Source organism: Pseudomonas frederiksbergensis, assembly GCF_035751725.1.
Taxonomy (GTDB): domain Bacteria; phylum Pseudomonadota; class Gammaproteobacteria; order Pseudomonadales; family Pseudomonadaceae; genus Aquipseudomonas; species Aquipseudomonas frederiksbergensis_A.
This window is the reverse complement of record NZ_CP142104.1, coordinates 2,609,202-2,621,500: the sequence shown is the minus strand read 5'-3', so window position 1 is coordinate 2,621,500 and position 12,299 is coordinate 2,609,202. Positions and strand designations below refer to the sequence as shown.

General features: G+C 62.4%; 9 protein-coding genes. 8 read left to right on the top strand and 1 reads right to left on the bottom strand.

Annotation, left to right across the window (positions count from 1 at the left end; translation table 11 throughout):
• Positions 1-8: 8 nt before the first annotated feature.
• Positions 9-218, bottom strand: coding sequence for a ubiquitin family protein (locus VQ575_RS27235; protein WP_411829948.1), 210 nt, complete (start codon positions 216-218; stop codon positions 9-11).
• A gap of 314 nt (positions 219-532) precedes the next feature.
• Here VQ575_RS27235 and VQ575_RS11790 point away from each other — a divergent pair, with 314 nt between their 5' ends.
• The 8 genes from VQ575_RS11790 (at position 533) to VQ575_RS11755 (ending at position 12,292) form a co-directional block, all read left to right on the top strand.
• Positions 533-979, top strand: coding sequence for a DUF411 domain-containing protein (locus VQ575_RS11790; RefSeq protein ID WP_325919720.1), 447 nt, complete (start codon positions 533-535; stop codon positions 977-979).
• Complete coding sequence (locus tag VQ575_RS11785; RefSeq protein ID WP_325919879.1) at positions 966-1,406, top strand: YqaA family protein; 441 nt, start codon at positions 966-968, stop codon at positions 1,404-1,406. The genes VQ575_RS11790 and VQ575_RS11785 overlap by 14 nt, the downstream gene beginning before the upstream one ends.
• An 86-nt stretch (positions 1,407-1,492) precedes the next feature.
• Positions 1,493-2,524 carry an alpha/beta fold hydrolase gene (locus VQ575_RS11780; protein WP_325919719.1) on the top strand — a complete coding sequence of 344 codons (1,032 nt, stop codon included), beginning with the start codon at positions 1,493-1,495 and terminating at the stop codon, positions 2,522-2,524.
• Between the two features lie 11 nt (positions 2,525-2,535).
• On the top strand, positions 2,536-3,498 hold the full coding sequence (locus VQ575_RS11775) for a D-2-hydroxyacid dehydrogenase family protein (protein ID WP_325919717.1): 963 nt from the start codon (positions 2,536-2,538) through the stop codon (positions 3,496-3,498).
• 553 nt (positions 3,499-4,051) lie between these two features.
• Positions 4,052-5,623 carry a glycogen synthase GlgA gene (glgA, locus tag VQ575_RS11770; protein ID WP_325919715.1) on the top strand — a complete coding sequence of 524 codons (1,572 nt, stop codon included), beginning with the start codon at positions 4,052-4,054 and terminating at the stop codon, positions 5,621-5,623.
• Between the two features lie 8 nt (positions 5,624-5,631).
• A complete protein-coding gene (gene treZ / locus VQ575_RS11765) occupies positions 5,632-7,434 on the top strand; it encodes a malto-oligosyltrehalose trehalohydrolase (RefSeq protein ID WP_325919713.1) in 1,803 nt (600 codons plus the stop codon).
• Positions 7,431-9,509, top strand: a complete 2,079-nt coding sequence (gene malQ, locus VQ575_RS11760; RefSeq protein ID WP_045155866.1) for a 4-alpha-glucanotransferase — start codon at positions 7,431-7,433, stop codon at positions 9,507-9,509. The genes treZ and malQ overlap by 4 nt, the downstream gene beginning before the upstream one ends.
• On the top strand, positions 9,506-12,292 hold the full coding sequence (locus VQ575_RS11755) for a malto-oligosyltrehalose synthase (RefSeq protein ID WP_045155865.1): 2,787 nt from the start codon (positions 9,506-9,508) through the stop codon (positions 12,290-12,292). The genes malQ and VQ575_RS11755 overlap by 4 nt, the downstream gene beginning before the upstream one ends.
• Positions 12,293-12,299 lie beyond the last annotated feature (7 nt).

Genomic DNA, 12,299 nt, shown 5'->3' with positions numbered 1-12,299 from the left:
TATCCTGCTCAATCGTAAAGATGCAAAGTAGCTTCCGGTGGGATTTTGTAATCGGTTAATGGCATATCGTCTTGGAGTAACTTACCGGCGTAGACCAACCTTCGATCTCTACGATACCCTAGTTTCTCGAGCTCATCTCTCAAGTCACGGATGTAGCAGGCGGGATCGACGTCCAAAGTGATGGTTGAGTTTTGAAGGTTTTTAATGAACAGAAGCATAACTTTTCTCCTAGTGAGTAATTAGTGAAGCTGAACGCCAGTCGGCCGTCCTTGTCTCTTTAACTCGATGGCCTATTTTTTCTGTCCTACGTCGAACATCTTTTCATCAAGGCGTCTTGGTCATTAACTTCTGTCTATAGCGCGCGTGTCTACTGTCAGAACTTACAGGGTAAGACCCGTTTTGGATGAGATGAATGGTCAATCCATTTTCCAACCTGACAATTCCGTAATCCGCCCCTCAGCCTCCCGTCAGGCCCGCGCCGCTACTCTGGTATCCTCCCTTCCAAACTCCGTTCGCCAAGAGACCGATCCCCATGGCCAATCCCCTGCACCTGCTCGCCCTGAGCGCTGTTTTCATCTCTTCCTTGGCCCAGGCCGCCGAGCCGGTCACCATCGATGTGCACCGCGATGCCAACTGCGGCTGCTGCAAAAAATGGATCTCCCATCTGCAAGACAACGGTTTCAAAGTGAACGACCATGTCGAGGCCGATATGAGTTCGGTCAAGCAGCGCCTGGGCGTGGCGCCGACCCTGCGCTCCTGCCACACCGCCGAAATCAACGGCAAGTTCGTCGAAGGCCATGTGCCGGCCGACCAGGTGCTGGCGTTGAGCAAGCGCGACGATCTGCTTGGCATCGCAGCGCCAGGCATGCCCATGGGCTCGCCGGGCATGGAAATGGACGGCATGAGTGACGCTTACCAAGTGATCGGCCAGAAGAAGGACGGCACGCAAACCGTCGTGGCGGACTATCCAGCCCACTGAGGCTTACATCGGGTTGTTCCTGGCGGCGTTTGGCGCAGCGACCCTGTTGCCGCTGCAATCGGAAGCGCTGCTGGTCGGCCTGGTGCTCAGCGAGCGCAACGCGGTCTGGGCGCTGCTGGGGGTCGCCACCCTTGGCAACGTGTTGGGTTCCCTGGTGAATTGGTGGCTGGGGACCCGCGTGGACCAGTTCAAGGATCGCCGCTGGTTCCCCGTCAGCCCGTCCCACCTGGAAAAGGCCCGCCAGCATTACCAGCGCTATGGCTATTGGTCGCTGTTGCTGAGCTGGCTGCCAATCATCGGTGATCCCCTGACGCTGGTGGCGGGCGTGATGGGTGAACCGTGGCGCCGCTTCCTGCTCATCGTCACCCTCGCCAAGGGCCTGCGTTATGGCGTGCTCGTGCTCGCGACCCTGGGCTGGATGGGTTGAACGTTCCGACGGTTCGGTTGCCTGTGATTAATGTCGCCATAATCCAGCCGTTCCAGGATCGGCCGATTGCCTCAAGGAGTTTGACAATGCCGCGTTTGACTACCCGCTGGAAACCCAGCCTGTTCTTGCTCGCTGCCCTGCCGCTGTTCGCCCAGGCCGAGAACCCGCCCGAAGGCCCAGCCTATGGCCCTCAGCTGGAAGGTTTCAAATACCCCTACACCCTCAAGCACTTCTCCTTGCAGTCCCAGGGCAAAGCACTGCAGATGGGCTATATGGACGTGCCCGCCCAAGGCAAGGCCAACGGTCGCAGCGTCGTGCTGATGCACGGCAAGAACTTCTGCGCCGCGACCTGGGGCGACTCGATCAAGACCCTCAGCGAGGCCGGCTACCGAGTGATCGCCCCGGATCAGATCGGTTTCTGCACCTCAAGCAAGCCGGACCACTACCAGTACAGCTTCCAGCAACTGGCGAACAACACCAATGCGTTGCTCAAAGCCCTCGGTGTGCAGAAAGCCGTCGTGCTGGGCCATTCCACCGGCGGCATGCTTGCCACCCGCTACGCGCTGCAGTTTCCCGATCAGGTCGAGCGCCTGGCGATGGTCAATCCCATTGGCCTTGAAGACTGGAAGGCCCTCGGCGTTCCCTACCGCAGCGTGGACCAATGGTATGAACGCGAGCTGAAACTCAGCGCCGACGGCATCCGCACCTACGAACGCAATACTTATTACGGCGGGCGCTGGAAACCGGAGTTCGAGCGTTGGGTGGACATGCTCGCCGGATTGAACAAGGGCCCGGGTCACCAGCAGGTGGCATGGAACTCGGCGCTGATCTACGACATGATCTTCACCCAACCGGTCTATTACGAGTTCAAGGACCTCAAGGCGCCGACGTTGCTGCTGATCGGCACGTCCGATACCACGGCCATCGGCAGCGACATTGCCCCGCCCGCCGTGAAAGCCAAGCTTGGCCGCTACGACGTGCTGGGCAAGCAGGTCGCGCAACTGATCCCGCGGTCGACGCTGGTGGAGTTCCCCAACTTGGGGCATGCGCCCCAGATGGAAGAGCCGGATCGGTTCCACAAGGCCCTGCTCGGCTGGCTGGACAAACCCATTCCCTGACGAGGTGTTCCATGGCGGTGCAAATAGCAGTCATCGATGATTGGCAAGGCGTGGCGCAAGATGTGGTGGATTGGTCGCCGCTGGAGAGCATCGGCCCGGTGACCTTTCTCCACGACTACCCTGCTGATCACGACACCCTCGTCTCGCGCCTGCAAGGCTTCGATGTCATCTGTGTGATGCGCGAGCGGACCCGTTTCGATGAAGCACTGCTGCGTCGCCTGCCCAACCTCAAGCTGTTGCTGACCGGTGGCATGCGCAATGCTGCGCTCGATCTAAAGGCTGCCGCGGCGCTGGGCATCCAGGTCTGTGGCACCGACAGCTACAAGCACGCCGCGCCAGAACTGACCTGGGCGCTGATCATGGCGCTGACGCGCAACCTGGTCCCGGAAGCCAACGCGTTGCGTGCCGGGCTGTGGCAGCAGGGCCTGGGCGGTGACTTGCATGGCAAGACCCTGGCGATCCTCGGCCTCGGCAGCATTGGCACGCGAGTGGCGCAGTTCGGCCAGGTATTCGGTATGCGAGTCATCGCCTGGAGCGAGAACCTGACCGTCGAACGAGCCGCCGCGGCCGGCGCGACCTACGTCGATAAACAAGCGCTGTTCAAGCAGGCCGACATTCTGTCCATACACCTGGTGCTCAGCGACCGCACCCATGGCCTGGTAGATGCGCAGGCGTTGGGCTGGATGAAACCGGGGGCGCTGCTGATCAACACCGCCCGTGGGCCGATTGTCGATGAAGCCGCGCTGATCGATGCCCTGGAGCACAAGCGCCTGGCCGGTGCCGCCCTGGATGTCTTCGCCGAGGAGCCGCTGCCAGCCGACCATCCATTTCGGACCCTGGATAACGTCCTGGCGACACCCCACGTGGGTTATGTCAGCCGCCAGAACTACCAGCAGTTCTATGGGCAGATGATCGAAGCCTTGCTGGCCTGGGTCGCAGGCAAGCCGATTCGACTGTTGACCCCCACTGCCTGAGTTTCCCTGCCCTGTTGGAGCGAGTCTGCTTGCTCCAACAGGGGGCACATGAAAGCCCCGCCGCAGAGCCATCAAAAAGCCTTCATTGCGCCCGCCTCTTAATGGTGCGCGGCGCCGCTGAACCGCGCACGCGATTGATCAGTCGCCCTTCCCATACACCCTGGACATTTCAAACAAGCTGCATTTCGTCGGCTCGTATTCCCCCACGTCGTGTAAGACATTGCCGACAGCAAGCGTGATTGTCCGACAATTCGACGAAGCGAACCGCACCGCTCTAGCTTCTGACCTAGACTGCCGATCCGGGGGGGAAACCGACCGGTCATCAGGACGAAAAAAAGTCGAAACTTTTCGCAACGGCGAAAGGTCAGGTTAGAGGAAGGGCAACAACGACTGGAGCATTCCTTGCAACGGTCCCCTCACCTGATTCGCTTCGCCGCATTGGGCAGCGCTTTGCTCTCCTTGCGTAGCGCTTGTGCGCCTGGCCGCAGGATTCGGCCAATGAAACAACAGCTCTGGCGCTTGCCGGAAACAGATCGAGAAATAGGAGTTATATATGATCAGTGCTGCCTTGGAACCACAGCAAATCCGTTCTCAACTACCGCTGGCGGCTGAATCGCCGACGGCGCCGGTGTTGGCCACCGGAGGCAAGGCACTGCTCCCTGTCGTTCGACAGAACCCCAATCGCAAGAAAGTCCTGTTCGTGACATCGGAAATCGCCGACCTGGTAAAAACCGGCGGCCTGGGCGACGTTTCTTCCGCGCTGCCTCGGGCCATGGCCGGGCTGCATGATGTCCGGATTCTGATCCCCGGCTACCCGCAAGTCATGAACAGCGGCAATCCTATCCACATCATCGGCGAACTGGGTGGCCATGCGGCGCTTCCTCCTTGCAAGATCGGTCGCATGGACATGGCCGACGGCTTGGTGATCTACGTACTGATCTGTCCCGAACTCTACGCTCGTGAAGGTTCTCCCTACGGCGCCAACAACGGCCGCGACTGGCCCGACAACCACATCCGCTTTGCCCGCCTGGGCCTTGCCGCGGCGGACATTGCCGCCAACCTGGCACAGATCCACTGGTGCCCCGACCTGGTCCACGCGCACGACTGGCCCGCCGGCCTGGCGCCGGCCTATATGCATTGGCGCGGCCAACGCACCCCGACCTTGTTCACCATCCACAACCTGGCGTACCAGGGCGTGGTTAGCTTGGCGTCCTGCCCCGAGCTGGGTATTCCCGAGCATGCGCTGCAACAGGAAGGCATGGAGTTCTACGGCAAGCTGTCGTTTCTGAAGGCAGGCATGGCCTATTCCAGCCACATCACCACCGTGAGCGCCACCTACGCCCAGGAAATCACCACGCCGGCGTTCGGTTGCGGCCTCGATGGGTTCCTTGCCGCCAAGACCCAGCAAGGCCTGCTCAGTGGCATCCCCAACGGCATCGACGAAAGCTGGGACTCGGCCACCGACGCCCACCTGCAACGCCAGTTTTCCATAGGCGATTGGGATGGCAAGGCCGCCAACGCCGCGCATGTACGCGACCTGTTCGGCCTGGACGATTCCACCGGCCCACTATTCGCCGTGGTGTCGCGCCTGGTCTACCAGAAAGGCCTGGACCTGACGGAGGCCGTTGCCGAATTCATCGTCGAGTCCGGCGGACAGATCGCAATCATCGGCCGTGGCGAGCCGGAAGAAGAACAAGCCATGCGCGAACTGGCCCTGCGTTTTCCGGGACGAATCGGCGTGCGCATCGGCTTCAACGAGACCGACGCCCGGCGGATGTTCGCCGGCAGCGATTTCCTGCTGATGCCTTCGCGCTACGAGCCGTGTGGCTTGAGCCAGATGTACGCGCAACGCTTTGGCTCGCTGCCCGTTGCCCGCAACACCGGCGGCCTTGCGGACACGATCGAGGACGGCATCACCGGGTTCTTGTTCAACGAATCCACCGTGGAAAGCTACAAGGAGGCCCTGGGCCGCGCGTTCAAGGTCTTCGAATTCCCCGAACTGCTCAATGCCATGCGTTGCCGGGCAATGTCGGCGCCCTTCAACTGGAGCAAGGCGGTGGAACCCTACGCAGAACTTTACGAACAACTGGTAGTTAAATCGTTGGGAAAATCGGCCAGACAATGAGGTAACCGATGCCGTCAAGGACGCCTGAACACCGGACCCACGGCGCGGTCCTGCTTGATCCCGAGCATACCCGTTTCGCCCTGTGGGCCCCTGATGCCTTTTACGTCAGTGTCGAACTCGACACTGGAGAATCCATACCGATGCTGCCCCAGGCCAATGGCTGGTTCATGATCCAGGCCCGTTGCCCCGCCGGCACTCGCTATCGCTACAACATCGACGGTGAACTGGAAGTGCCTGATCCGGCTTCCCGCTCCCAGGACGGTGATATTGACCGCCACAGCGTGGTGGTCGACCCCCACGCTTATCAATGGCGCCACACCAATTGGTGCGGTCGCCCCTGGTACGATGCGGTCATCTATGAACTGCACGTCGGCGCCCTCGGCGGTTTCGAAGGTGTCGAACAGCAACTGGCGCGCCTGGCCGGGCTTGGCGTCACCGCCATTGAACTGATGCCGCTGTCGCAGTTTCCGGGAGATCGCAACTGGGGTTACGACGGCGTACTGCCTTACGCCCCCCAGGCTTCCTACGGCACGCCGGACCAGCTCAAGCACCTGATCGACAGCGCCCATGGCCATGGCCTCGCAGTCATCGTGGACGTGGTCTACAACCACTTCGGCCCCGACGGCAACTACCTGCACCGCTACGCCAAGGGCTTCTTTCGCGAAGACAAACACACGCCCTGGGGCGCGGCGATAGATTTCCGTCGCCGCGAGGTACGTGATTTCTTCATCGACAATGCGCTGATGTGGCTGTTGGAATACCGTTTCGACGGCCTGCGCCTGGATGCCGTGCACGCCATCGAGGACCCGGACTTCCTCCAGGAGTTGGCCGCCAGGGTGCGTCAGCAAGTGGACCCGACGCGGTATGTCTGGCTGACCGTCGAGAACGAACACAACCAGGCCAGCCTCCTGGAACAGGGCTACGACGCCCAGTGGAACGATGACGGACACAACGCGCTGCACGTGCTGCTGACGGGCGAGACCGACGCCTATTACGCCGACTACGCCGAACAACCGACGGAACAACTCGCCCGCTGCCTCAGCCAGGGCTTCGTGTTCCAGGGCCATACCAACCGCCATGGCGAGTCCCGTGGCGAGCCCAGCGGCCATCTTCCACCGAGCGCGTTCGTGCTGTTCCTGCAGAATCACGACCAGGTAGGCAACCGCGCCCTCGGTGAGCGCTTGCATCAACTGGCGCCGCCACAAGCGTTGCAAGCCGCGACGGCCCTATTGCTGTTGTCGCCGATGATTCCGCTGATGTTCATGGGCGATGAAGTGGTCGCCGAACAACCGTTCCTGTTCTTCACCAGCCACCACGGCGAGCTGGCAGAGCTGGTTCGCGAAGGCCGACGCAACGAGTTCAAGGCGTTCAGCGCTTTTGCCGATCCCGAAAAGCGCAAGCGGATCCCTGATCCAAATGCGGCCAGCACTTTCGAGGCCTCACGGCCAAGCCTGGAAGCACACCAGCCGGAGCAACTGGCCAGCGAAGCGCTATATCGCCAGTTGCTGAAAATCCGCCGGGAGGAAATCGTCCCGCGCCTGCCCGCGGCCCATGCCTTGGGCGCCGAGGTGCTGGGCCATGGGGCGGTCAGCGCACGCTGGCAAATGGGGGATGGCAGTGTGTTGCGCATCGACCTGAACCTCAGCGACCAGCCGGTCGAACACAGCGCCCCGCAAGACGCGCAGATTCTTTTCGAACATCCACCGCAGGCCATGGGTCTGTTGCAACAGGGGGTTCTCACGCCCTACAGCGCGCTGGTCAGTCTGACGCAAGCGGCATCCTTGCCCACCCTTACTGGAGAGCGCCTATGAGCGATGCGCAATTGGAAATCCTCGCCGGCCAGGCAGGCCTGGCGGTGGACTGGATCGACGCCAACGGTCGTGCCCAGAAAGTATCGCCGGCGGTCCTGCGTTCGGTCCTCACCGGCCTGGGTCATCCCGCCGGTAGCGCCCAGGAAATCGACGCTAGCCTGCTGCAGTTGCAAAAAGATCAACAGAACCACCGCCTGCCGCCGCTGATCACGGCGGACGTCGGCGTGAATGTCGACCTGAGCCGTTATTTCGAACCCGGCACGCCTTGCGAGATCCAGCTCGAGGACGGCGCCACGATGAACTCGAAACTCGATGCCGACGCGTCCCTGCCGGGGATCGTCCCGGTGGGGTATCAGCACGTGAGCATCCAGGGCCAGCATTTCACCCTGGCCGTGGCACCGGCCCGCTGCTACAGCGTGGCGGATGCCGTGGACGACCCAACGCCTCGGGCCTGGGGCTTGAGCGCACAACTGTATTCGCTGCGCCGCCCGGGCGATGGCGGGTTCGGCGACACCCAGGCCCTCGAAGAGCTGGCGCGGGTCGCCGGCGAACGGGGCGCCGATGCCCTTGCGATCAGCCCGATGCATGCGATGTTCAGCAGCGACACCGGCCGCTACAGCCCATACTCGCCCTCCAGCCGGTTGTTTCTCAACAGCCTGTACGCGGCGCCGGGCACCATCCTCGGCGAACGTGCGCTGCGCACGGCGATCGACGCCAGCGGCTTGACCAACCAATTGCGCAGCCTCGAAGAGCAGCCGCTCATTGACTGGCCGGTCGCCGCGCAAGCCAAGCAGCGGGTGCTTCGGGCCCTGTATGACGGCTTCAGCCAGGGCGAGCATCCGCTGCACGAAGACTTCAGCAGCTTTCGCCACAGCAGCGGCGAGGCTTTGGAAAATCACTGCCGCTTCGAAGCCCTCCAGGCCGAACGCGCGGCGCGCGGCGAAAGCCTCGACTGGCGCCAGTGGCCTGAAGAATGGCGCGATCCGCGCAGTGCGGCCATTGCCCGTTTCGCCGAGGAAAACGCTGACGAAATCGGCTTCTACGCTTTCTGCCAATGGTTGATCGCCCGCTGCCTGGAGCGCGCCCAGAGCGCGGCCAAATCCAGCGGCATGGGCATCGGCCTGATCGCTGATCTCGCGGTGGGTGCCGACGGCGGCGGCAGCCAGGCCTGGAGCCGGCAGGATGAATTGCTCGCGTCCCTTACGGTTGGCGCACCACCCGACATCCTCAATCGCTCGGGCCAAGGCTGGGGCATCTCGGCGTTTTCCCCGGAGGGGCTGGTTCGCAACGGGTTCCGTGCGTTCATCGAGATGTTGCGGGCCAACTTCGCTCACGCGGGCGGCTTGCGCATCGATCACATCATGGGATTGCAACGGTTGTGGGTGATCCCCAACGACGCCCCGCCTACCGATGGTGCCTACCTCTATTACCCGATCGATGACTTGTTGCGGCTATTGGCCCTGGAGTCCCATCGTCATCAGGCCATCGTACTGGGCGAAGACCTCGGCACCGTGCCGGATGGCCTGCGGGACAAGCTCATTGCCCGCTCCATCCTGGGCATGCGCGTGCTGCTGTTCGAACAGGACAACACCCATTTCAAGCCCATTCTCGATTGGCCGGACAACGCCCTGGCGACCACCAGCACCCATGACCTGCCGACGCTCAATGGCTGGTGGCACGGCCATGACATCGATTGGAACGCCCGGCTGGAACTGATCGACTCCCACACCGAGATGGATTGGCGCAAACATCGCCAGCGTGAACGCGACGGGTTGCGCAACGCGCTGAACCAGGATCCGCAGAATTTTCGCGAGGAGCACCGCGAAACCGACCAGGTACTGGACGCCAGCGTGCGTTTCCTGGGCCATACCCGAGCGCCACTGGTGTTGCTGCCGCTGGAAGATGCCCTGGGCATCGATGAGCAGGCCAACCTCCCCGGCACCACCGACACCCACCCCAACTGGCGGCGGCGCCTGGCTCTGGAGAGCCGAGCGCTGCTGGACGACCCGGACGCCGCGCGGCGTCTGGAAATACTCGCCTGCGCGAGACTTCAGGCGAACGAGCGTGACCGATGAACCAGACCTTGATTCAACCGCTGCGGGCGACCTTGCGCCTGCAATTTCACAAAGGCTTCACCCTGGACGACGCCATCGCCCAGGTGCCGTACTTCGCCTCCCTGGGTATCAGCCACCTCTACGCGTCGCCGCTACTCAAGGCCAGGGCCGGCTCCATGCACGGCTACGACGTGGTCGACCCAACCCAGGTCAACCCGGAACTGGGCGGTGAGGCCGCGCTCAGGCGCCTGGTAGCAACCTTGCGCGAACACCGGATGGGCCTGATCCTCGACATCGTGTCCAACCACATGGCCGTTGGCGGCAACGACAATCCCTGGTGGCTCGACCTGCTGGAATGGGGGCGCCTGAGCCCCTATGGCGAATTCTTCGACATCCAGTGGCACTCACCCGATCCGCTGATGGAAGGCCAGTTGCTGTTGCCCTTCCTGGGGAGCGACTACGGCGTGGCGTTGCAGGAAGGCACGCTCAAACTGCGCTTCGACGCCGATCAAGGCAGCTTCTTTGTCGAGCACTATGAACACCATTTCCCCATTTGCCCGATGCAGTACGGTGAACTGCTCAAACCCTCGGACAACCTGCCGCAGGAACAGGTCGACGCGCTCAAGGCGCTGGCCGAGCGTTTCACCACCCTGAACTACCAGACCGACGCCCACTCCCTGTCCCGGCCACTGCAACAGGAGCTGCGAGAGCTGGCTTCCCAGCCCGGTATTCCTGGCGCGATCGAAGGCAATTTGCGCAGCTACGATTCGCTGGAAGCCGAAGGTTTCGAACGCCTGCATCAGCTACTGGAACGCCAGAGCTACCGCCTCGCCAGTTGGCGCACAGCGGCGGACGACATCAACTGGCGGCGCTTTTTCGATGTCAACGAATTGGGTGGCCTGCGGGTCGAACGCCCGGCGGTGTTCGAGGCAACCCACGCGAAAATTTTCGAGCTGATCGCCGAAGGCTTGGTCGACGGCCTGCGGATCGATCACATCGACGGCCTGGCCGACCCTCGCGGTTACTGTCGCAAACTGCGCCGTCGCGTCGACTCGCTTTCACCCTCGCGGCACCTGCCGATTTTCGTCGAGAAAATCCTGGGCGATGACGAAACGCTGCGCCGCGACTGGAACGTCGATGGCAGCACCGGTTATGAGTTCATGAACCAGATTTCGCTGCTGCAGCATGACCCGGCCAGTGCCGAGCGTCTCGCTGAATTCTGGAGCCGAAACAGCGAGCGGCCTGCGCATTTCATCGAAGAGGCTCGCCTGGCCCGCCAGCAGATTCTCAACGGTTCCCTGGCCGGGGATTTCGAAAGCGTGGCCCAGGCGTTGCTGCAGGTCGCCCGGGACGACGTGATGACCCGCGACTTGACCCTGGGCGCGATTCGCCGGGCCTTGCAGGAATTGATCGTGCACTTCCCGGTGTATCGCACCTACATCAGCCCTTTGGGTCGCTCCGCCGAGGACGAGGTGTTTTTCCAGAAAGCCCTTGATGGCGCCCGGCAAACCCTCAGCGAGGCCGACTGGCCGGTGCTCGATTGCCTGGCGGACTGGCTCGGCGGCATGCCTTGGCGCCAACGTCCGAGGGGAAGCCAGCGTAAACGCTTGCGGCATGCCTGCGTACGCTTCCAGCAACTGACCTCGCCGGCCGCCGCCAAAGCGGTCGAGGACACCGCGCTCTATCGTTCGGCGGTGCTGCTTTCACGCAACGACGTGGGCTACAACACCGAACGGTTCAGCGCGCCGGCACAAGAGTTCCACGACGCTTGCACCGAGCGGCTCAAGCATTTTCCCGACAACCTGATCACCACCGCCACCCATGACCACAAGCGCGGCGAAGACACCCGTGCCCGGCTGGCGGTGATCAGCGAGCGCCCGGACTGGTACACCACGTGCGTGGAGCAATGGCGGATCCTTTCGCCCTCGCTGCACAGCGACCCCGCGTCGCCATCGACCGGTGATGAGTTGATTCTCTACCAGGCCCTGCTCGGCAGTTGGCCCCTGGACCTCGACCTGCAGGACCAGAAGGCCTTGAGCGACTATGCTGAACGCCTGTGGCAATGGCAACGCAAGGCCCTGCGCGAAGCCAAGCTGCAAAGCAGTTGGGCCGCCGTCAACGAGGCCTATGAACACGCGACACAAATGTTCCTGGAGCGGCTGCTGCTGTGCGACGAGGGCTTGCCGTTGCGCAGCGCCATCGCCGAAGCGGTCCAGGCCATCGCTCCGGCGGGCGCTCTCAACAGCCTGGCGCAAACTTTGCTGCGCATGACCGTGCCCGGGGTACCGGACCTGTACCAGGGCAACGAGTTCTGGGACTTCAGCCTGGTGGATCCGGACAACCGCCGCCCGGTGGATTTCGCTGCCCGCCGCGAGGCGTTGCACGCCGAGAGCTCGCCCTCAACGCTGATCAGTGAGTGGCGTGACGGGCGCGTCAAGCAGGCCCTGATCGCGCGGACGCTGGCCTTGCGGTCCGATTACCCGCAATTGTTCCGCCAGGGCAGCTACCAGCCGTTGGCGGTACAGGGGCAGCACGCCGAGCGCGTATTGGCTTTCATGCGCGAGCACCAGCAACAGCGAGCAATCGTCGTGGTGCCGATTCACGCGGCGCGCTTGCTGGAAAACAGTGCCCTGCCCCAGGTCGCTGCATCGGACTGGGGCGACACGCGCATCTCGCTACCGTTTGCCGCCGAAGGCGTAAAACTGAAGGGACTTTTTGCAAGCGCAACAGTCACACCCCAAAGGGAGCTGATGGTCAGCGCCGCGCTGGGGGATTTCCCGGTCAATGTCTTTATTGAACCTTGAGTCAAGT

What these genes read in the sequence shown, in the direction of transcription:
- VQ575_RS11790 (WP_325919720.1), top strand. Translation starts at nt 533, where the DNA reads ATGGCCAATCCCCTGCACCTGCTCGCCCTGAGCGCTGTTTTCATCTCT.
- malQ (WP_045155866.1), top strand. Translation starts at nt 7,431, where the DNA reads ATGAGCGATGCGCAATTGGAAATCCTCGCCGGCCAGGCAGGCCTGGCG.
- treZ (WP_325919713.1), top strand. Translation starts at nt 5,632, where the DNA reads ATGCCGTCAAGGACGCCTGAACACCGGACCCACGGCGCGGTCCTGCTT.
- glgA (WP_325919715.1), top strand. Translation starts at nt 4,052, where the DNA reads ATGATCAGTGCTGCCTTGGAACCACAGCAAATCCGTTCTCAACTACCG.
- VQ575_RS11755 (WP_045155865.1), top strand. Translation starts at nt 9,506, where the DNA reads ATGAACCAGACCTTGATTCAACCGCTGCGGGCGACCTTGCGCCTGCAA.
- VQ575_RS27235 (WP_411829948.1), bottom strand. Translation starts at nt 218, where the DNA reads ATGCTTCTGTTCATTAAAAACCTTCAAAACTCAACCATCACTTTGGAC.
- VQ575_RS11780 (WP_325919719.1), top strand. Translation starts at nt 1,493, where the DNA reads ATGCCGCGTTTGACTACCCGCTGGAAACCCAGCCTGTTCTTGCTCGCT.
- VQ575_RS11775 (WP_325919717.1), top strand. Translation starts at nt 2,536, where the DNA reads ATGGCGGTGCAAATAGCAGTCATCGATGATTGGCAAGGCGTGGCGCAA.